The 19,731-nt window shown below is 62.0% G+C and carries 19 protein-coding genes; 14 read left to right on the top strand and 5 right to left on the bottom strand.

The annotated features are described in order from the left end of the window. Nucleotides 1-9 precede the first annotated feature (9 nt). The 4 genes from ACYU7Q_RS12565 to ACYU7Q_RS12550 all read left to right on the top strand — a co-directional run bounded on the left by ACYU7Q_RS12565 (nt 10) and on the right by ACYU7Q_RS12550 (nt 2,431). Nucleotides 10-666, top strand: coding sequence for a hypothetical protein (locus ACYU7Q_RS12565; RefSeq protein ID WP_460609772.1), 657 nt, complete (start codon nt 10-12; stop codon nt 664-666). Nucleotides 667-936: 270 nt separating this feature from the next. Continuing rightward, nucleotides 937-1,284: a hypothetical protein gene (locus tag ACYU7Q_RS12560; RefSeq protein ID WP_460609771.1), complete on the top strand. Its 348-nt coding sequence runs from the start codon at nt 937-939 to the stop codon at nt 1,282-1,284. Nucleotides 1,285-1,452: 168 nt separating this feature from the next. Next, nucleotides 1,453-1,872 (top strand): hypothetical protein, encoded by a 420-nt coding sequence (locus ACYU7Q_RS12555; protein ID WP_460609770.1) that lies wholly within the window; start codon nt 1,453-1,455, stop codon nt 1,870-1,872. A gap of 181 nt (nt 1,873-2,053) precedes the next feature. Next, a complete protein-coding gene (locus ACYU7Q_RS12550; RefSeq protein ID WP_460609769.1) occupies nt 2,054-2,431 on the top strand; it encodes a hypothetical protein in 378 nt (125 codons plus the stop codon). Nucleotides 2,432-2,532: 101 nt separating this feature from the next. Here ACYU7Q_RS12550 and ACYU7Q_RS12545 read toward each other — a convergent pair whose 3' ends face one another. Next, nucleotides 2,533-3,786: a M16 family metallopeptidase gene (locus ACYU7Q_RS12545; RefSeq protein ID WP_460609768.1), complete on the bottom strand. Its 1,254-nt coding sequence runs from the start codon at nt 3,784-3,786 to the stop codon at nt 2,533-2,535. Nucleotides 3,787-4,140: 354 nt separating this feature from the next. On the opposite strand from ACYU7Q_RS12545, the gene ACYU7Q_RS12540 reads away from it, so the two are divergent. Further along, a complete protein-coding gene (locus tag ACYU7Q_RS12540) occupies nt 4,141-6,510 on the top strand; it encodes an ATP-binding protein (RefSeq protein ID WP_460609767.1) in 2,370 nt (789 codons plus the stop codon). Here ACYU7Q_RS12540 and ACYU7Q_RS12535 read toward each other — a convergent pair. Further along, entirely contained in the window at nt 6,507-7,226 is a 720-nt protein-coding gene (locus ACYU7Q_RS12535) for a LytR/AlgR family response regulator transcription factor (protein WP_460609766.1), read from the bottom strand. The genes ACYU7Q_RS12540 and ACYU7Q_RS12535 overlap by 4 nt on opposite strands. A 413-nt stretch (nt 7,227-7,639) precedes the next feature. Here ACYU7Q_RS12535 and ACYU7Q_RS12530 point away from each other — a divergent pair, with 413 nt between their 5' ends. From ACYU7Q_RS12530 to ytxJ, 4 genes are all read left to right on the top strand, one after another. Further along, nucleotides 7,640-9,619, top strand: coding sequence for an alpha-ketoacid dehydrogenase subunit alpha/beta (locus ACYU7Q_RS12530; RefSeq protein WP_460609765.1), 1,980 nt, complete (start codon nt 7,640-7,642; stop codon nt 9,617-9,619). Between the two features lie 102 nt (nt 9,620-9,721). After that, nucleotides 9,722-10,297, top strand: coding sequence for a hypothetical protein (locus tag ACYU7Q_RS12525; RefSeq protein WP_460609764.1), 576 nt, complete (start codon nt 9,722-9,724; stop codon nt 10,295-10,297). Nucleotides 10,298-10,319: 22 nt separating this feature from the next. Further along, nucleotides 10,320-10,658 carry a hypothetical protein gene (locus tag ACYU7Q_RS12520; protein ID WP_460609763.1) on the top strand — a complete coding sequence of 113 codons (339 nt, stop codon included), beginning with the start codon at nt 10,320-10,322 and terminating at the stop codon, nt 10,656-10,658. 106 nt (nt 10,659-10,764) lie between these two features. Further along, the gene (ytxJ, locus tag ACYU7Q_RS12515; protein ID WP_460609762.1) at nt 10,765-11,109 is read left to right on the top strand and encodes a thioredoxin family protein; all 345 of its coding nucleotides are present in this window, start codon (nt 10,765-10,767) and stop codon (nt 11,107-11,109) included. 81 nt (nt 11,110-11,190) lie between these two features. On the opposite strand, the gene ACYU7Q_RS12510 is transcribed toward ytxJ, so the two are convergent. Further along, nucleotides 11,191-11,598 (bottom strand): OsmC family protein, encoded by a 408-nt coding sequence (locus tag ACYU7Q_RS12510; protein WP_460609761.1) that lies wholly within the window; start codon nt 11,596-11,598, stop codon nt 11,191-11,193. A gap of 109 nt (nt 11,599-11,707) precedes the next feature. Here ACYU7Q_RS12510 and ACYU7Q_RS12505 point away from each other — a divergent pair, with 109 nt between their 5' ends. The 3 genes from ACYU7Q_RS12505 (at nt 11,708) to ACYU7Q_RS12495 (ending at nt 14,043) form a co-directional block, all read left to right on the top strand. Continuing rightward, a complete protein-coding gene (locus tag ACYU7Q_RS12505) occupies nt 11,708-12,580 on the top strand; it encodes a hypothetical protein (protein ID WP_460609760.1) in 873 nt (290 codons plus the stop codon). A 163-nt stretch (nt 12,581-12,743) separates the two neighbouring features. Beyond that, nucleotides 12,744-13,637, top strand: a complete 894-nt coding sequence (gene lipA / locus ACYU7Q_RS12500; protein ID WP_460609759.1) for a lipoyl synthase — start codon at nt 12,744-12,746, stop codon at nt 13,635-13,637. A gap of 19 nt (nt 13,638-13,656) precedes the next feature. Beyond that, nucleotides 13,657-14,043, top strand: a complete 387-nt coding sequence (locus ACYU7Q_RS12495) for a DUF805 domain-containing protein (RefSeq protein WP_460609758.1) — start codon at nt 13,657-13,659, stop codon at nt 14,041-14,043. Nucleotides 14,044-14,118: 75 nt separating this feature from the next. On the opposite strand, the gene ACYU7Q_RS12490 is transcribed toward ACYU7Q_RS12495, so the two are convergent. Continuing rightward, nucleotides 14,119-14,718 carry a DUF4136 domain-containing protein gene (locus ACYU7Q_RS12490; protein ID WP_460609757.1) on the bottom strand — a complete coding sequence of 200 codons (600 nt, stop codon included), beginning with the start codon at nt 14,716-14,718 and terminating at the stop codon, nt 14,119-14,121. Between the two features lie 230 nt (nt 14,719-14,948). On the opposite strand from ACYU7Q_RS12490, the gene ACYU7Q_RS12485 reads away from it, so the two are divergent. Further along, the gene (locus tag ACYU7Q_RS12485) at nt 14,949-15,272 is read left to right on the top strand and encodes a hypothetical protein (RefSeq protein ID WP_460609756.1); all 324 of its coding nucleotides are present in this window, start codon (nt 14,949-14,951) and stop codon (nt 15,270-15,272) included. Between the two features lie 103 nt (nt 15,273-15,375). Here the strand turns inward: ACYU7Q_RS12485 and gcvP are convergent, their stop codons facing one another. Beyond that, nucleotides 15,376-18,294, bottom strand: coding sequence for an aminomethyl-transferring glycine dehydrogenase (gene gcvP / locus ACYU7Q_RS12480; RefSeq protein WP_460609755.1), 2,919 nt, complete (start codon nt 18,292-18,294; stop codon nt 15,376-15,378). 182 nt (nt 18,295-18,476) lie between these two features. Between gcvP and ACYU7Q_RS12475 the strand changes: the two genes are divergently transcribed. Further along, the gene (locus tag ACYU7Q_RS12475) at nt 18,477-19,700 is read left to right on the top strand and encodes an NAD(P)-dependent oxidoreductase (RefSeq protein WP_460609754.1); all 1,224 of its coding nucleotides are present in this window, start codon (nt 18,477-18,479) and stop codon (nt 19,698-19,700) included. The last annotated feature ends 31 nt before the right edge of the window (nt 19,701-19,731 follow it).

Below are 19,731 nucleotides of genomic sequence, written 5' to 3'. Positions count from 1 at the left end.
TCCCCTGCCATGAAGCGCGCCCTATTCTTTTTACTTATCAGCGGAGGCTTAGCCACTTCCGCCGCCGCCCAAAGCGGTGGCTGGGATGCCCCGAGTGGCTGGGATACTCCCAAAAAAGCTCCGGCTAAGAAGACTACCAAGAGCAGCACCTCCACCGCGGCCGGCGCAAAAGCCGCGCAGAACGGCGGTGCCGCGGTAGCGCCCGAGGCCACGCCGGCTCCCGCGCCCGCCCCCGAGGCGGCCGCTCCGGCTCCGGCCGATAAAGGTGGCTTTGGTGGCGGTGGCGGCAGCAGTGCCGGCGGTGCGGCCAGTGGCCAGGGTATTTCGGTAGCGCCTGGCGCCCCCGTAATCATGCGCGGCGGCCGCAACGTGATGGCCGATGACGCCGCCGCGGCCCGTGAGCGTCGCCTCAACCGCAAGCCCCGCCGCGACAAGCCGTGGCCCCCGCGCCCGGCTACGGCCACTGCAATGGCCCCCGCTGCGCCCGCCCCGGCCGCTGCCGCTCCGGTAGCTACCGAGGCGGCCACTGGTGCCGGCAATGCCGCCAACGGGGCCGAAATGGCGCCCGCTGCTGCTGCGCCGAAGGCTGGCGCACCGGCCAAGGCCCCTGCTAAGACTGCCGCTCCTGCGCCCAAGAAAAAAGCACCTGAGCCGCTGGGCTGGTAGCAGTCTGGCTGTGCTGCGGATAAGGCCTTCGGGCTTAATACCGCTCGGCATTAGTTAATATTTACAAAAAGCCCGGTTGTGTTCTGAAAAGAGCAGCCGGGCTTTTTTGCGTTCTAACTCTTCCGTTGAGAGGCCCACGCTGGCGGCTGGTAGTAGCGGGAACTCCGTGAATATGTACCTCGCGGCGGCATTTCGCGTATGCCTGGGGCTGGGCTGCGTTGCGGCGATGGCATTTCGAGTCTTTTTTCCTCACCACCCCAATTCACCCTTATGATTCGCTCCATCCTAACGCTGATGTTTGCGCTGGCCGTGATGGCTGAAGCATCGGCTCAAACAGCCCCCGCCACCAAAGCGGCCCCCCGCACAACCACCCCGAAAAAGATGGTAACGCGCAACACCACCGCCAGCCCGGCGCCCGCCGAAACGGGCGGCCGTACCAAAGTTGGCCCCGCTGGCAATGGGGCCGTAGGCTCCACAGAAAGCGCCGACGGCAAGGGCCAAAGCGTGTATGCCGCTCCCGGCATGCCCGTGAACGTGGACAATCCCAAGAAAGTGGGCAGCTACAATGGGCCGGCCCCCGCCCGCACCAAAACCAGTACCACGCTTACGCCACGATAGAAATCCTGCTTCTGTCGATGAAACGGCCCGATTGATGCGCATTTGCGCACCAATCGGGCCGTTTTGCATAGGCCTGGTGATATGAAGCAGAAGTTGGCACGCTTTTCGAAATGTACCCTGACAGCTAAACGAACCAACTTTTTCTTCTCAGCTTTTTTTCCTTCAGCCATGTTCCGCTCCATCCTTACCCTCGCATTGTCGGTGTTCCTGTTGGCTGAAGCCAGCGCCCAGACCACGCCCGTCGCCGCCAAAAAGAAGACGACTAAGTCGGTAAAAGCCTCGGCCCGCGCCGCCAAAAAAGCCCGCCGCGTCGCCCTCAAAACCACCCCCACCACGCCCGTGATGAACGACGGCTGGCCTCCCCTCGAAACCACCCAAACTGCCGTGGCCAGCACCACTCCCGCCACCGACGGCAACTGGGGCCCTGCTTACCCCGCCGCCAGCACCTCGCGCGGCGAGATTGACAACGCCAACGTGTACGCTGCCCCTGGCATGCCGGTGCACATGCGCACCAGCAACGGCATGGTGCCCTACAGCGTGCGCCCGCCCCGCAAGTCGGCCGCCACGCAAACCACGCTCGGCAACTAATTTGGCCCAAAGATGGCCCGGTTGGAGAAATCCCGGCCGGGCCATTGCTCGTAGTGCCTGTCGGCTTCCGTCGTTCGACCTCACCCGCTGCGGGCCGTGGTGCGTATGAGGGGAGCCGGCCTGCTTTCGGCCTGCTGGGGTAGCTATTTTTGTATCACTTCACTTTTTCAGAATTCCATCGATGTTCCGCTACTTTTTCGCCACGTTGCTGCTGGTCACCTTTGCCGTAACCGGAGCCAATGCGCAAACCACAACCCGAGCCGCCCGCAAGAAAATCGCGCCCTACTCGACGCGGGGCGCCCGCAAAGCCCCCAACATCAACCCCCACACCGGCAAGCCCTACGGCGCAGGCGTACCCGAAGACATCAAAAACGGTACGATGTCGTACCTGGCCCCCAGCATGCCCATGCGCAAGCAGGTGGGCTACCAGAACAACGGCGGCTACAACGACAACCGCACCCCGCGCCCGCGCTACGTGAAACCCGCCAACAGCACCCTCACCCGCGACAGCAACGTGCCGGTAGCGCCGGGCAAAACCAAGGTGAAAACCAAGCGCTAAGCCTGCCGAAAACCGGCCCGCCGCTGGTTCAGCAACCACGCAAAAAGAAAGGTCACGCTATACGTAGCGTGACCTTTCTTTTTGGTTGGACCATCCACTGACTATGCCGGCTCGGCCACGGCGGCGGCTTCATAATAGAGCGTGTTGCAGTTTTCGGGGCGCAGCACCAGCTGGGCCATGGCGCGCACGTCGGCCACGGTCACGGCCTGGATGCGGCGGCTTTCGTCGTTTACCAGGTTGGCGTCGCCTTGCAGCTTGCTGTAGGCCAGGTTCATGGCGCGGTTCAGGAGGTCGATTTCGCCAAACACCAAGCTGCTTTCGGCTTGGTTTTTTACTTTTTCAAGCTCGTGGGCGTCCACGTCCTGGGTCAGGAACTCGGCCACCACGGCTTCCACGGCGGCATCGGCGGCTTTAATATCCACGCCCTCGTTCAGCTTGCCGCTGATGACGAGCAGGCCGGGGTCGAGCGAGCCGGTGAGCGAGGCCGAAATGTTATTGAACAACGCCTGCTCCTTCACCAGCCGCTGGTGCAGCCGCGCCGATTTGCCGTGGCCCAGCATGTCGCTGAGCAAATCCACGGCGTGGTAGCGGGCATCGCCCCGGGCGGGCATGTGGTAGGCCTTGTACAGGGCGCTGAGGGGCACCTGCGCATGGGCGGTGAGGTGCCGGGCCTCGGTCTGGGCAGGCTCCTGGGGCAGCTGGCGCTGGTAGGCCGGCCCGCCGGGAATGGGGCCAAACCACTTCTCGGCCAGTAGGCGCACGTCGGCGGCGCTCACGGCCCCGGCCACTACCAGCACGGCATTCTGCGGGGCGTAGTGCTTTTTGAAAAAGCCGCGCACGTCGTCCATCACGGCGTTTTCGATGTGTGCAATCTCCTTGCCGATGGTGTTCCACTGGTAGGGGTGGGTGTGGTAGGCGAGGGGCTTGAGCTGGAGCCACACGTCGCCGTAGGGCTGGTTGAGGTAGCTCTGCTTGAACTCCTCCACCACCACTTTGCGCTGCACTTCGAGGCCATTTTCGGAGAAGGCGAGGTTCAGCATCCGGTCGCTTTCGAGCCAGAAGCCGGTTTCGAGGTTGGCGGCGGGCAGCGAGAGGTAGTAGTTCGTTACATCGGCCGAGGTGAAGGCGTTGTTTTCGCCGCCCACACGCTGCAACGGCTCGTCGTAGCTGGGAATGTTCACGGAGCCCGAAAACATCAGGTGCTCAAACAAGTGCGCAAAGCCGGTGTGCTCGGCGTCCTCATCGCGCGAGCCTACGTCATACATCACATTAAGCACGGCCATGGGCGTGCTGAAATCTTCGTGCACGATGCAGCGCAGGCCGTTATCGAGGGTGAATTCGGTGAAATGAATCATAGAGAAAGCAGTAGGAAAGGGCTAAAGGTACGAGCCGTGCCCGAGGCTGTTAACCAAGGAAAAGCATGGTGGGTTTGCGACCGGGTGCGAAAACCTGCCGGGCCTCAGAAACTGGCCCGCTGCCACGCTGATTTGACCAATGGTGACTTCCCATTCGGGGGGCAAAACCATACACACGAAACCAATGCCGAGTGCGTTGAGCAGAATGACACTGGTGATTTGAACCAGAAAAAAATGCCATTGGTCCGGCTAAATCGGCCATTGGCATGTGGGCCGACCGCTGAATACGGCTTGCTTCGGACCTTTATTAGCTGCCCTTGTCTTCGTTTTATGCCCGATACACTACCCGCCGCTATGTCTCTTGAAGCTCCCGCTACGCTTGCCGAAGCAACGGCCCGCATTGCGGCTCTTGAACAGGAGCTGGCGCGGGTCCGCGAAGAGGCTGTGGCCACCACGCAGCAGCGAGACTTCTACGAGGCCATTCTGCACAGCCTGCCGGCCGAAATAGGAGTGGTGGATACCGAGCTGCGCTTTCAGTACCTCAACCCCACTGCTATGGCCGACCCCGCCGCCCGCCAGGCGGCGCAGGGCAAGACGTTGGGCGAACTGGCCCCGCAGCCCGGCTGCCCGCCTGAATTCACTCCCAAGCACCGCTCCCTGTTCGACCGCGCCTGTGCCGGGCAGGTGGTGGAGTGGACAGAAGTAGTGGCCAAACCTGCCGGTCCGCGCCATTTCCTGCGCCGCCTGCAGCCTGTGTTCGGGCCCGATGGTGCGCTGGCGTGGTTCATCGGCTACGGCCTGGATGTGACGGACCGCGAGCAGGCCCGGCAGGCCCTGGCCGATGAGCAGGCGTTTACACGGCAGGTGCTGGACACCACGCCCAGCATGATTTTCGTGCGCGACCGGGCCGGAAACTTTCTCTTTCAGAACCGCGCCATTCAGGAGCTTCAAGCGGCTGCCCGGTTGGAAGGCGATGCCGACAGCCGCCGCCAGACCCGCGACGAGGAATTGGCCCGCTTCGCTGAAATTGATGCCCAGGTGATGGACGGCAACCGGGAAATAGTGGTGGAAGACTGCTTCACCTTGCCCGATGGCAGCGTGCGCTGGTACCACTCCACCAAGCGCCCGCTGCACCGCCCCGACGGCACGGTGCACGTGCTGGGCGTGAGCACCGACATAACCGAGCTAAAAGCCGCCCAGCTGGCCGCCGAAGCTGCCGCCACGGCCCGTCAGAATTTCCTGGCCAACATGAGCCACGAAATCCGCACGCCCCTCAATGGCGTGCTGGGCATGGCCGCCAACCTGGCCAAAACCCCGCTCGACCCGCGCCAGCAGCAACTCATCGACATCATGCAGCGCTCCGGGCAGCACCTGCTGAACGTGGTGAACGACGTGCTCGACATGGCCAAAATCAGCTCCGGCAAGCTGGAAATGGAACAAGTGGCGTTCAACCTCAGCGACTCGGTGAGTGCCGCGCTGCAGCCGTTGGCCTTGCAGGCTACTGAGAAAGGGCTGGTTTTCGAGGGCACTTCGCTGCGAGCAAGCCACCCCCAGCCCTGGGTGATTGGCGACGCGCACCGCCTCAATCAAATTATTATCAACCTGGTCAGCAATGCCCTTAAGTTCACGGAGCGGGGCACCATCAACGTGTCGAGCGAACTGGTGGCGGAAACGGCCGACACTCTCACGGCGCGGTTCAGCGTGGCCGATACCGGCGTTGGCATTGCCCCGGCCCAGCAGGAGCGCATCTTCGAGAGCTTTACGCAAGCCTACGCCGACACCAGTCGTCAGTTTGGCGGTACTGGCCTGGGCCTGAGCATTGCCCGGGCGCTGGTGGCCCAGCTGGGCGGCACCCTCACCATGACCAGCGCCGTGGGCCGGGGCACCACGTTTGAGTTCAGCGTGACGCTGCCCAAAGCCCCGGTGCCCGCGTTGCCTTCAGCCTTCGCCGCCGCCTACGATACCGGCCGGCTGGCCGGGGTGCGGGTGTTGATGGTGGAAGACAACGAAATCAACCGGGCCGTGGCCCAGATGGCGCTGGCCCCCTGGGGCGTGGTGCTGGAGGAAGCCGTGGACGGCCCCGCCGGCCTGGCCTGCCTCGAAGCCAGTGCCTACGACATCGTGCTGATGGACATTCAGATGCCCGGCCTGAGCGGCGTGGACGTGACCCGCCAGCTGCGCCAGATGTCCGACCCGCGCCGGGCCAATACCCCAGTCATTGCTCTCACTGCCAACGCCTTTCGCTCGGATGTGGAGCAGTACCTCGCCGCCGGCATGAACGATTACCTGGCCAAGCCCTTCGATGAGGAAGTGCTGTACCACAAGATGGTCGCCTTGCTGGATGCGCCCGCCGAGCCGCTCTACGACCTGACGCGCCTGCGTCGCCAGTCACAGGGCCGGGCTGCGTTTATGGGGCAGATACTGCGTTCCTTCCAGGCCAATATGCCGCGGAGCCTGGCGCAGCTGCACGCTGCGGCCGTTGCCGGGCACTGGGCCCAGGCCGCCGAAATAGCGCACCACATCAGGCCCAACTTGCTGGCCTTGGGCGTGAGGGGCGTGGTTGCGCCGTTGGAAATCCTCGGCTTGGCGCATCCCAAGGCCACGCCGGGCACTATGCCCGCGCCGGAGGTGCTGGCCGGGGCCGTAGAGCAGCTGGCGGCCGTGGTGGGCCGTGTCCTGGTGGCCATGCCGGCCGAGCTCGCCGCGCTGGAAGCCGCCGCTTAAAGCGGGGCCAGCCGCCGCATCAGCTCGGCCTTGTGGAGCTTGCCCACGGGCACGGTGTAGGGCCCCAGCACGAGCTGGTGGTCTTCCAGGGCATCGATGCGGCGGGTGTTCACGATGTAGGAGCGGTGCACCCGCACAAAATGGCTGAACGGCAGCCGCTCCTCCAGGTTCTTGAGCGTGGTATGCACTATGTGCTTGTGCGTGGCCGTGACCAGCACCGAGTACGTGGACATGGCCTCGATGTAGTACACCTCGTCGAAGTTGATGCGCACCAGCCGGCCATTGACTTTGGCAAAAACATTGGAATTTTCTGATTTGGGGAGCGGGGTAGGGGCTGGCCGGGCCTGCAGGGTACGCACCTGTTGCACGGCCTGCAGAAACCGGGGATAGTCCACAGGCTTCATCAGATAGTCGGCCACGGGGAGCTCGAAGGCCTCGGCGGCGAAGTTGTGGTGCGAGGTAACCAGCACAATGGCCGGCAGCGGCTGCGACAATATCCGAATCAGCTCTAGGCCGGTGAGGTTGGGCATTTCGATGTCGAGCAGCAGCAGGTCAATCGGCGGGTGCGTTTGCAGGAATTCCAGGGTCGCGAGGCCATCCGGCAGCGAGGCGGCCAGCTCCAGGCCGGGCGTGAGGGCCACAAAATGCTCTAGGGCCAGGCGGCTCATCTCGTTGTCGTCGACGATGACGCAAGTAAGCGGTGGCAGGTCGGCCATAAGATACGGGCAGGAAAGGAGCTGCCTGGGTGGTAGTGTACGCCAAAAATGGCGGGTGGTTAAAATAGTAAGATACTGATTGTGAATTGTATAATTGATAAATAAGCGCCGCTGTAGAGTTTCAAAAGTAATACAAAAGACTGTCGGGCCTCAAGGTGCCGATTTTCTTTTAGGATTCCTATGTTTTTACCCTGCCACCCGTTTTCATTCAATGCTCCGTTAACTGCCGGTCTGCCGGTTTTTCAGGCTATGATGGGAGGGAAAAGGTATAATGCACCCGGTGGGTAAAATTCGGTCGGGGTTCTGAAGGAAAGATGAGGAAGGAAAAGTGCTGAGCAACTGCCAGCGCGGAAAGTAGCCCGGTGCGCGTCCTGCTTTCCTACCTTTGCCCACCCAAACCCACCCACCTCGTCATGACTTTTGACCGCCACGACCTCACCAACGAAATCCTCCTGCACCTTTATCAGCACCTGCTGCGCCCCCGACTGATTGAGGAAAAAATGCTGATTCTGCTGCGCCAGGGCAAGGTGAGCAAGTGGTTTTCCGGCATCGGGCAGGAGGCCATTTCGGTGGGCAGCACCCTGGCGCTCGAGGCCGACGAGTACATTCTGCCGCTGCACCGCAACCTGGGCGTGTTCACGGGCCGCGAGGTGCCGCTGGGTCGCCTGTTTGCGCAGTGGCAGGGCAAGCGCCTGGGCTTCACCAAGGGCCGCGACCGCAGCTTCCACTTCGGCACCAACGAGCACCACATCGTGGGCATGATTTCGCACCTCGGCCCGCAGCTGGCCGTGGCCGGCGGCATTGCCCTGGCCGATTTGCTCGACAAAAACCCGAAAGTGACCCTGACCTACAGCGGCGACGGCGGCGCTTCAGAAGGCGACTTCCACGAGGCCCTGAACGTGGCCGCCGTGTGGCAGCTGCCGGTCATTTTCATGATTGAAAACAACGGCTACGGCCTGAGCACGCCCAGCAACGAGCAGTTTCGCTTCAAGTCCTTCGTGGACAAAGGCCCTGCCTACGGCATGGAAGCCGTGCAGGTGGACGGCAACAACGTGCTGGAAGTGTACACGACCGTGAAGCGCCTGGCCGAAGACCTGCGCCAGAACCCGCGTCCCGTGCTGGTGGAAGCCCTCACGTTCCGGATGCGCGGCCACGAGGAAGCCAGCGGCACCAAGTACGTGCCCCAGAGCCTGATGGAAGAATGGGCCGCCAAAGACCCGGTGGAAAACTTCGAGAAATGGCTGCTGGCCGAAGGCATCCTCACCGAAACCGCTAAGCACGGCATCCGCGAGAAAATCAAGGCCGCCATCGAGGCCGGCCTCCAGGAAGCCGACGCGGAACCGATGCCCACGGCCGACATTGAGGAAGAAATTGCGGATATGTACCAGCCCTTCGACGCGCCCGCTACGGATGCGCCGAAAGACGGCCCGGCCCGCGAAATCCGCTTCATCGACGCCATTTCCGAAGGTATGAAGCAGAGCATGACGCGCTACCCCGAACTCGTGCTCATGGGCCAGGACATTGCCGACTACGGCGGCGTGTTCAAAATCACGGAAGGCTTCGTGGCCGAATTTGGCAAGGCGCGGGTGCGGAACACGCCGCTGTGCGAATCGGCCATTGTGGGCATTGGCTTGGGCCTGAGCATCAAGCGCAAGAAAAGTATGGTTGAGATGCAGTTTGCGGATTTCGTGACCTGCGGCTTCAACCAGATTGTGAACAACCTGGCCAAGAGCCACTACCGCTGGGGCCAGAATGCCGACGTGGTGGTGCGCATGCCCACCGGCGCGGGCTCGGCGGCCGGCCCGTTCCACTCGCAGAGCAACGAGGCGTGGTTCACCCACGTGCCCGGCCTGAAAGTAGTGTACCCCAGCAACCCGCACGACGCCAAGGGCCTGCTCTGCGCCGCCTTCGAAGACCCCAACCCGGTGCTGTATTTCGAACACAAAATGCTGTACCGCAGCCTGTCGGGTCCCGTGCCGGAAGCGTACTACACCACGCCCATCGGCCAGGCCGTGCTGGCCCAGGAGGGCAACGAGCTGAGCATCATCACCTACGGCATGGGCGTGCGCTGGGCCCTGCAAACCTGCCAGGATTTGGGCGTGTCGGCCGACATCCTCGACCTGCGCACCTTGCTGCCCTGGGACCAGGAGGCGGTGCGCAAAACGGTGGAGAAAAACGGCCGCGTCCTCATCCTGCACGAAGACACGATGACCGGCGGCATCGGCGGCGAAATCGCGGCCTGGATTGGCGAAAACTGCTTCGAGCACTTGGACGCGCCGGTGCGCCGCGTGGCCTCGCTCGATACAGCTATTCCGTTTGCGCCGCCGCTGGAAGCCGCTTTCCTGCCCCAGCAGCGCCTACGCGAGCAAGTACAAGCCCTGCGCAACTACTAGCCGTCGGGTTGGCGCGGTTTTCGCGCGTGGCCCTCGTATCTTGCTCTTCCTGATTTAATTGGTTCTGCCTGCTTTACGGTGAAATACTGTTTACCCCCCGTCGTGTTCCGGTCCTTGCTGGGTGTGCTGTTGCTGAGTGCGCTGGGTGGCTGCACGCTTTATCATAAAGTATTTCACCCCTACCGGTTGCCCACGCCCAAGCCGTCGCCGGAGTTTATTGCGCAGCAGAAAGAGAAGAAGGAGCACGAAAAACTGCAGAACGAGCTGGCCAAATCGGCCGCTTCGACCAAGAAGAAATCGGGCGGAGCCACCCCCGAAGCCGCCACCGATGTCTCGACGCCCAGCAACGACGGGGCCACGGCCAGCGCCAGCACTGCCGCCACCAAAGGCAGCGTGTACCCGGAGCGCTCCACGGTGAAGTACGACAAGCACGGACTCATGAAAAAGCCCAAGCTGAACCGTCGCAAGCGCCACAAAGTGAGCAAGGGCTTCCACCCCATCGAGTCTGTCCGCAACTTCTTCAAATACGGCTTCCATGCAAAACCCAACTACAGCCCCGACCACCGGCCGGCGCCCAAGCAGCCCAGCACGACGCCCGAACAGGAACTGCCCGATGAAGCCATGCCCACTCCCAAAACGGAGCCTGCTACGGAGCCCGCGCCCACTGGCAAGCCTTAGCCGGCTGCTGGGCCTGCTGGCCGTGGTGGTTTTTCTGCTGAATGCTGCGCCCGCCCGGGCTCAGATTGAGCGCGTGAAACCTGGCAAAATAAAAGCGGCCAACCGCCGCGCCCTGCGCGAAGACCGCCGCACCGACTCGCCCTACAAAGACAGCCACCTCGACGTGACCAAGGTGCAGCTCAAGCGCGGCCAGAGCACCCAGGCCGTGCCCGAAACCCGCAAAGACCTCAACTACAAATCCGGTACCGCGCCCAATGTGCAGCCCCCCGGTTTCCTGGGCCTGCGCCGCCGAAAGACTACCCTGCAGCGCCCACCGGCCCAAGCCGCTTCCAGGAAGGAAAAGGCCAACGAAAAAGAATGAGCCGCCCGGCGGGAATCTACTGGCCGTAAGTTGTTGTAGTATAACCGCGCGCCACATCAGCGCCATTCATCCGGCCCCAATTCTTCATCCAATTCACCCTATCATAATGTCCACTCCCTGGCTTCCCCTCACCCAACCCGACGAAATCACCCAGCTGGCCCAGGCCTCGCACGAGCAGCCGGTGCTTATTTTTAAGCACAGCACCACTTGTTCTATAAGCGCGGCGGCCAAGAGCAAGATTGAGCGTCAGTGGGCCGATAGCGGCCTCGACCTGCCCATCTACTACCTCGATTTGCTGCGCTTCCGGCCCCTCTCGGCCCAGGTAGCCGAGCAGTTCGGCATCCGCCACGAGTCACCGCAGCTCCTGCTCATCCAGGGCGGCGAATGCACCTACGACGCCTCGCACATGGGCATCCGCCTCGCCGATGTGAAGCAGGCCGTGAATGGCTAGCAACCAGCGGTAACTAAAGGAACGGCTGCCCGGTTTCATGCGTTGAAACCGGGCAGCCGTTCCCTCATTTTACCACAAGTGCTATCTGTATTCGAACACGATGTTTTGCCGCACTTCCGGGTGCAGGCTCAAGCCCACCGGGCAGGTGTGGGCGGCGCGCTCCAGCAAGGTGCGCTCGGTGGGCGCCAGGGTGGCCGGCAGCGTAAACGTTACGTCGATTTGGGCAATGCGGCGCGGCGCCTCTGTGCTCATGTGCTTCACCACGGCGAAGGTGCTGCCCACCAAATCCCACTGGTGGCGCTCGGCCACAATGCCCATCACCGTCATCATGCACGAGCCCAAGGCCGTGCTCACGAGGTCGGTGGGGGAGAAGGCTTCGCCCCGGCCGTGGTTGTCGACGGGGGCATCGGTTTGAATAACATTGCTCGAGGCAACGTGCGTGGCTTCGGTGCGAAGGTTGCCGGCGTAGCGGGCAGTGGCGGTGTTCATCAAATCAGGAAGTTACCTTTACGAAGTTGTTTGTTCTTTCGCTAATTTACGTATTACTTGGTGCGCCGCGTTTTCGGCGTCGGTTTGGGCCCCGTTTCGGTTGAAGATTATGCGTTTTTTTCCTGCAACTACCTACCGCTGGGGCCTGCTGGCTGCCGGCTTGCTGACGGCCGCCAGCGCGCAAGCCCAGGACCGTGCTGCGCCGGCCGGCACTACCACGCCGGCTCCCCGCTCCGCGTCGGCCCCGCTGCGTGCCGATATCATTTCCGATGCGCCTTCCGATGAGCAGTCGTATCAGAAAGAATTCGTTTTTGGGATAAACTTCAACACCCAGGGCGGCCTGTTAGGCGGCGCGTCCATCCGCTCCACACGGGTGATGGACGACCGCCTGCTGCGCTTCTGGAGCTTGGAGGGCGTGATGCTGAAAAACGCCAAAGAAGAGCGTGTCAATTCAGTGATTGGCGGCACCTACATCAACCGCAAAACCAACTATGCCTTTGTGCTGCGGCCTTCGGTGGGCTTGCAGCGCATCCTGTTTCGCAAGGCTGCCGATGCCGGCGTGCAGGTAAACGGCCTGCTCAGCGTAGGCCCGTCCTTCGGCCTGCTGATGCCCTACTACATCAGCTACGACCGCACGGCCACGCGCACGAACGTCATCAACCTCTCGACCGATGAAATCGTGAACGAGCAGTACGACCCCTACAAGCACACCATCACGGGCGCGATTCTCGACCACGGCCCCCTGTTCAGCGGCATTGGCCAGACGCAGGTAGTGCCGGGCTTTCACCTGCGCGGCGGCCTCAGCTTCGAGTACGGCCGCTACCGCGACGCCGTGACCGGCCTGGAAGTCGGCTTCCTGGTCGAAGGCTTCACCAAGCGCCTGCTCATCCTCAGCCCCAGCACCCTGTCCGACACCGACGCGCTGAACCGCAAGTTCTTCCCCTCGGTGTACCTGACGCTGTATTTCGGGCACCGCTCGTAAGGCTGCACTCACGGAAGCATCGAGAAGGAAGCAGGGAGAATTCAGGCCTGGACGTCGCCGGATAGGCGAGGCGTATCAATTGCGCCGTAAATTTGTTAGTGCTTAGTATCGAATGGGCCGAGGATAATTCCTCCTTCGTCATTCCTCATTCCTCATTGAAACAATGATTGATTTGCCCGTAATCCAGCCCGAAACGGCTGCTCCCGCCCGCCCCCGCAAGCCCGACTGGCTGCGCGTGAAGCTGCCCGTAGGCGAAGAATACGCCGCCGTCCGCCGCCTCGTCGACGAGCACAAGCTGCACACCATCTGCGAGAGCGGCAATTGCCCCAACATGGGCGAGTGCTGGGGCGCGGGCACGGCCACGTTCATGATTCTGGGCAATATCTGCACCCGTTCGTGCTCGTTCTGCGCCGTGGCCACCGGCCGCCCCACTGAGTACGACCTCGACGAGCCCCGCCGCGTGGCCGAGGCCATCAAGCTCATGAAAGTGAAGCACGCCGTCATCACCTCAGTGAACCGCGACGAGCTCAAGGACCGCGGCGCCAGCGTGTGGCGCGAAACCGTGGTGCTCACCAAGCAGCTCTCTCCCGAAACCACCATCGAAACCCTGATTCCGGACGTGAAAGCCAATTGGGACGCGCTTGATGTGATGATTTCGGGCGGCCAGGAAGTGATTTCGCACAACATCGAAACCGTGGGCAGCCTCTACCGCCTCGTGCGCCCGCAGGCCAAGTACGACCGCAGCCTGGAGCAAATCCGCCGCACCAAGCTGGCCGGCCACCGCACCAAATCCGGCATCATGCTGGGCCTGGGCGAGAAGCCCGACGAGCTGTACCAGGCCATGGACGACCTCGTGGCCAACGGCCTCGACATTCTCACCCTCGGCCAGTACCTGCAGCCCACCAAGCGCCACCTCGAAGTAGCCGAGTTCATCACGCCCGACCAGTTTGCCCACTACAAGGAAGAAGGCCTGCGCCGCGGCCTGAAATACGTGGAAAGCGGTCCGCTGGTGCGCAGCTCCTACCACGCCGAACGCCATGTGAACGTGCCGGTGTAGCTTAGGCGAAAAATTCGCCATGGCTTTTTTTACTGCTGCCGGCCGCTTGCGCCGACGGGACTACTTTTTTCGACTGCTGGCGCTCTATGCGCTGGCAGTTGTGGTTTATGCCCTGCCCGGGCTGCTGTATGCCGTTCAAGTGCCCTCATTTGTTGCGCTGCTGGCATTGGGCGGCTTCGTGGTCATTTTTTACCTCATACTGGTGCAGACCCTGTTGCGCTTGCACGACTTGAACCTCAGTAGCTGGTGGAGCCTGGTAATGCTGCTGCCCATAGTGAGCTACATTTTGGGCGGCGGATTGCAACTGGTGCAGGGCACCGTTGGCCCTAACCGATTCGGGCTTGACCCTAAAAGGCCGCATCTGCTGCCGTCAGTTGTGACCACTACTCACATAGAAAGCAATTGATTGCTGTTGCGTCTTGGCAATAAAAAAAGTCCCTTCCAGATACGGAAGGGACTTTTTATTGCCAGCAAGCGCTGATTAGCGGCGGGCGTTGTTGTCCTGCGGCGGGTAGGTGCTCAGAATCCCGTTCACGATGCGGTGGGTTTCGGCTTCGTCAATGGTATTCTGGTTCACCTGCGCCTGGCCGGTGCCGCGCCACGCCAGCTCCTTGCGGCGGGCGTCGATGATGTCAATGACCACGGTGCCAGCCTTGTACTGCGTCACGGGCGAGTAGCCGCGGCCGTAGTAGCCATAGCCGTAGCCATAGGGATAACCCAGGCCATTGTAATAGGGCGAAACCTGCTGCTTGTCCTCCACGCGGGCACTGTAGGCCACGTAGATGTCGGGTGCGGTGGTTACTTCGGTGAGGCCTTTAGCCGCCATCTCGGAGGCCACGGAAGCGCGCATGCGCTTGTCGAGGAATGACTCGTAGCCTTTGGCCGGGCCGCCTTCCGCGTCGCGGGGCTGCTGCGGGTACCAGGCCCAGGTTTTGAAAGCCCGGAAGTTTACCGCGTGGTCAAAGTCGTTGGTCACGCCTACGCGGGAAGCAGTAGTGCAACCGCTGGGGCCCAGCAACAATACTAAGCTGGCGGCAACCATGGCCACCGGATGGGCCAAAATACGGGTGATGCGATTCATAAATGGAAGAAGGAAGACGGGTGGATTAAGACCCCTAAAAAGCCGTTTATCAGGATAAACAAGCTGTTTTTGGAGGCTGTGCTAATAACGGAAAAGAGGGGGGCGGCGTTCCATTTTCACGGGGGCGGCCTGCATGTTTAGCGAATGCAAATACGGAGACAAAATATTGACATCACGGGAATTTGTCCTACCTTACCTCCCAAATCCCCACCCTTGCTTTTTCCTAGTTGATGAAAAGAACTGCTCTACTCTTTTTGGCTATTTCCGGTCTGTTTGCTGCCTGTACTTCCGCCCGCGACGAAATGGGCAAAGCAGTGGCCGACCGTACTCCCGTAGCACACAACACCATTGTGGACTGCCCGGTGTACGATGGCATGAAAAAAACGTCCAATATCCTGGCTCAAACCACCACCGGCAACGAGGTGCAGGTGACGGATACCATCAACGCCTATTTCGTGCGGGTCCGGCTCGATAAAGACGGCCAGACCAAAATGGGCTACATGGACCGCCGCTGCTTCGGCGAGCGTGGCAACGAGCGCGGCAACCGCAAATAACCAACGGCTAACTCCGCGCACTGCCGCGGCACTCTTATTCCTACTTGAATGCAAAAAGCCCGATTCAGCGAATCGGGCTTTTTGCATTCAGAGTTGGCCATAGTTAGTATGACGGGCCTTTGTCGGCCTGCACCAGCTCTTCTTCCTGGTCGGCGTATTGCTCAATCGGGGTGCAGCTACAAATCAGGTTGCGGTCGCCGTAAGCCGAGTCGATGCGGGCTACGCTGGGCCAGAACTTGTTGGCCCGCACGTACTCCATGGGATACACGGCCTGCTCGCGGGTGTAGGGACGCGTCCATTCGTGCGTGAGGACGGCGGCAGCGGTGTGCGGGGCGTGTTTCAGCACATTTTCCTTGGCATCGGCGCGGCCGGCTTCTACTTCCGCAATTTCCTTACGGATAGAAATCATGGCGTCGCAGAAACGGTCGAGCTCGGCTTTGCTTTCGCTTTCGGTGGGCTCAATCATGAGCGTGCCGGCCACGGGGAAGCTCACGGTGGGCGCGTGGAAGCCGTAGTCCATCAGGCGCTTGGCGATGTCTTCGACTTCGATGCCGGCCTTTTTGAAGTGGCGGCATTCCAGAATCATCTCGTGGGCGCAACGGCCGTGGCTGCCGGTGTAAAGCACCGGGTAGTGCGCTTCGAGGCGGGCCTTGATGTAGTTGGCGTTCAGAATAGCGGTTTCGGTGGCGCGCTTCAGGCCGTCGCCGCCCATCATCGAGATGTAGGCGTAGCTGATGGGCAGGATGCTGGCCGAACCCCACGGCGCCGCCGATACCGAGCCGGCGTCGCGGCCCTCCACGGGCACCACGGCGTGGCCGGGCAGGTAGGGCACCAGGTCTTCGACCACGCCGATGGGACCCACACCGGGGCCGCCGCCGCCGTGCGGAATGCAGAAGGTTTTGTGCAGGTTGAGGTGGCACACGTCGGCCCCGATGTTGGCGGGCGAGGTGAGGCCCACCTGGGCGTTCATGTTGGCGCCGTCCATGTACACGCGGCCGCCGTGCGCGTGAATGGTCTGGCAGATGTCGATGATGGTTTCTTCGTACACGCCGTGCGTGCTGGGGTAGGTCACCATCAGGCAGCTCAGGTTGGCGGCGTGCTTCTCGGCCTGGGCCTTGAGGTCGGCCACGTCGATGTTGCCGTCTTCGGTGCTCTTCACCACCACCACTTGCATGCCGGCCATCACGGCCGAGGCGGGGTTGGTGCCGTGGGCCGAGGCCGGAATGAGGGCCACGGTGCGGTGGTGGTCGCCGTGGGCATCGTGGTAGCCCTTGATGGCCAGCAAGCCGGCATACTCGCCCTGCGCGCCCGAGTTGGGCTGCAGGCTCACGGCCGCAAAGCCGGTCACCTCGCACAGCCAGTGCTGCAGGTCTGAGAAGATCTGCTGGTAGCCCTGCGCCTGCTCGATGGGGGCGAAGGGGTGCAGGCCGCCGATTTCGGCCCAGGTCACCGGAATCATCTCGGCGGTGGCGTTGAGCTTCATGGTGCACGAGCCCAGCGGAATCATGCTGTGGGCCAGGCTCAGGTCCTTGTTCTCCAGCTGCTTCATGTAGCGCAGCATCTCGTGCTCGGCGTGGTGCGTGTTGAATACCGGGTGCGTGAGGTATTCGCTGGTGCGCACGAGGGCGGCGGGAACGTGCAGCTCATCGGCTTCCACGGCTTCGGCCAGCTGGTCGGCTTCCTTGCCCAGCACTTTGGCGAAAACATCCAGGATGTCGGCCACGTCGTGCAGCTCGGTGTTCTGGTTCAGCGAAATGCCGACGCGCACCTCGTCAAAATAGCGGAAGTTGATGCGGGCCGCTTCGGCTTCTTTCTTAAGGGCCTGGGCCAGCTCGGCGCTTTCCAGACGCAGGTTCAGGGTGTCGAAGTAGTGCTTGTTGGTTTGCTCCACGCCCAGCTTCTTCAGGCCGGCTTCGAGGGTCTGGGCCAACAGGTGGGTATTGGTGGCAAACTGCTGGAGGCGCTGCGGGCCGTGGTACACGGCATACATGCCGGCCAGCACGCTCAGCAATACCTGCGCGGTGCAGATATTCGAGGTTGCTTTCTCGCGGCGGATGTGCTGCTCGCGGGTTTGCAGGGCCATGCGGTAGGCCTTGTTGCCGGCCGCGTCCACGCTCTGGCCGATGAGGCGGCCGGGAATCACGCGCTTGAACTGGTCTTTGCAGGAGAAGAAGCCGGCGTGCGGGCCGCCATAGCCCATCGGCACGCCGAAGCGCTGCGAGTTGCCCACACAGACATCAGCACCCAGCTCGCCGGGCGAAGCCAGCAGCGTGAGAGCTAGCAAATCGGCCGCCATTACCACAAAAACGTTGTTTTTCTGCGCTTGGGCGATGAATTCTTTGTAGTCGAACACCTCGCCGTCGGCGGCGGGGTACTGCACCATGGCCCCGAAGAAGCCTTCGTTGCTGAGGTCGACCTGGCGGTGGTCGCCCACTACCAGCTCGATGCCCACCGGCGTGGCGCGGGTGCGCAGCAGGTCAATGGTCTGCGGCAGTACCTGTTCCGAAACGAAGTACTGGTTGGCGCCTTTTTTCTTGGTCTGCGAGTGCAGCATGTGCATGGCCTCAGCAGCTGCCGTCCCTTCATCCAGCAGGCTGGCGTTGGCTATTTCGAGGCCGGTGAGGTCGATAACTACCGTTTGGTAGTTGATAAGGGCTTCGAGGCGGCCCTGGGCGATTTCGGCCTGATAGGGCGTGTAGGCAGTGTACCAACCGGGATTTTCCAGAATGTTGCGCTGGATAACCGGGGGCAGCGTCGTGTCGTGGTAGCCGAGGCCGATGTAGGACTTGAATACCTGATTCTGGCTGGCAATCTGCTTGAATTTCGCCAAAAAAGCCCGTTCGCTGAGGGCGGCGGGCAGGTCGAGCGGCTTCTTTAGGCGGATGGCGGGTGGCACGGTTTCGGCGATGAGCTGCTCGATGCTGTCCACGCCGATGGTGCGGAGCATCGCCGCCTGGGCATCGGCCCCGGGCGCGTTGTGGCGGGCTTCAAAAACGTCGACTGGCGAGAATTTCAACGACATAAAGACGGGAATGGGTTGGTGGGGAGCCGGTTAGGCAGGTGGGTTTTGGGATTCAGATTCCTTAACAAAGGTACGCCCGAAACGTCCCGGCGAACTGTAGGAAAGCCGTAATTTTGGCCGTTGCTCAGCCAATCGAACGGTTGGCCGACGGTTTCCCTCCCGCCCAATTCCCACCCCACCCCATGTCCCTCACCATCGGCCTCATCCGCGAAGGCAAAACCCCGCCCGACAAGCGCGTGCCCCTCACCCCCAAAAAGTGCGTGGAGGCGCAGACCAGCTTTCCCGGCCTGCAAATCGTGGTGCAAAGCAGTCCAATCCGCAGCTACGCCGACCAGGAATACCGCGACCTGGGCCTAGAAGTGCGCGATGACCTGAGCGCCTGCGACGTGCTGATGGGCGTGAAGGAAGTGCCCGTCGACCAGCTCATTCCCAACAAAACCTACTTCTTCTTCTCGCACACCGTGAAGAAGCAGCCCGCCAACCGCAAGCTGCTGCAAGCAGCGCTGAAAAAGAACATCACCCTGATTGATTACGAGCTGCTGACCAACGAGCACGGCGAGCGCATCGTCGCGTTTGGGCGCTACGCCGGCATTGTGGGGGCCTACAATGGCCTGCTCACCTACGGCCGCAAGCACGGCCTCTACGACCTGAAACCCGCCTACCAGTGCGTGGACATGGACGACATGCAGGAGGAGTTTTTCAAGGTGAAAAAGCTGCCGCCCATTAAGATGGCCGTGACCGGCTCGGGCCGCGTGGCCCAGGGCGCGCTGGAGGTGCTGGACCGCATGGGCATTCGGCGGGTGAGCGTGTACGACTACCTGTACCTCGATTTCAACGAGCCGGTGTACACGCAGCTGCACAGCTCCGACTACAACCGCCGCCGCGACGGCCGCGTGTGGGATACGCAGAATTTCCACCAGCACCCCGAGGAGTACGAGTCGACTTTTGGTAAGTTCCTGCCCGTGACCGACCTGCTCATTGCCTGCGCTTACTGGCACCCGGCCGCCCCGCTGCTCTTCACCGAAGCCGACACCCGCCGGCCCGATTTCCGCATCAACACCATTGCCGACGTGACCTGCGACGTGAATGGCTCGGTGCCCACCACCAAGCGCAGCAGCACCATTGCCGAGCCGGCTTTCGACTACAACCCCGCCACCGGCGAGCTGGAGCCGCCCTACTCGCGCCCAACCAACATCACCGAAATGGCGGTGGACAACCTGCCCTGTGAGTTACCCCGCAACGCCAGCCGCGACTTCGGCCGCCAGCTCATCGACAAAGTGCTGCCTCACCTGCTGGGCAATGATGCCGAGGGCGTAATTGCCCGCGCCACCATTGCCAAAGGCGGCCAGCTCACCGAGCGGTATCAGTACTTGAGTGACTACGTGGCCGAAACGGCCAGTGTGTAGTTCAACGCTTCAGCACCAAAAAGCCCCTCCT

Source organism: Hymenobacter terrigena, assembly GCF_054776515.1.
Note: the sequence above shows the minus strand (reverse complement) of the source record. Positions and strands in the feature narration are given on the sequence as shown.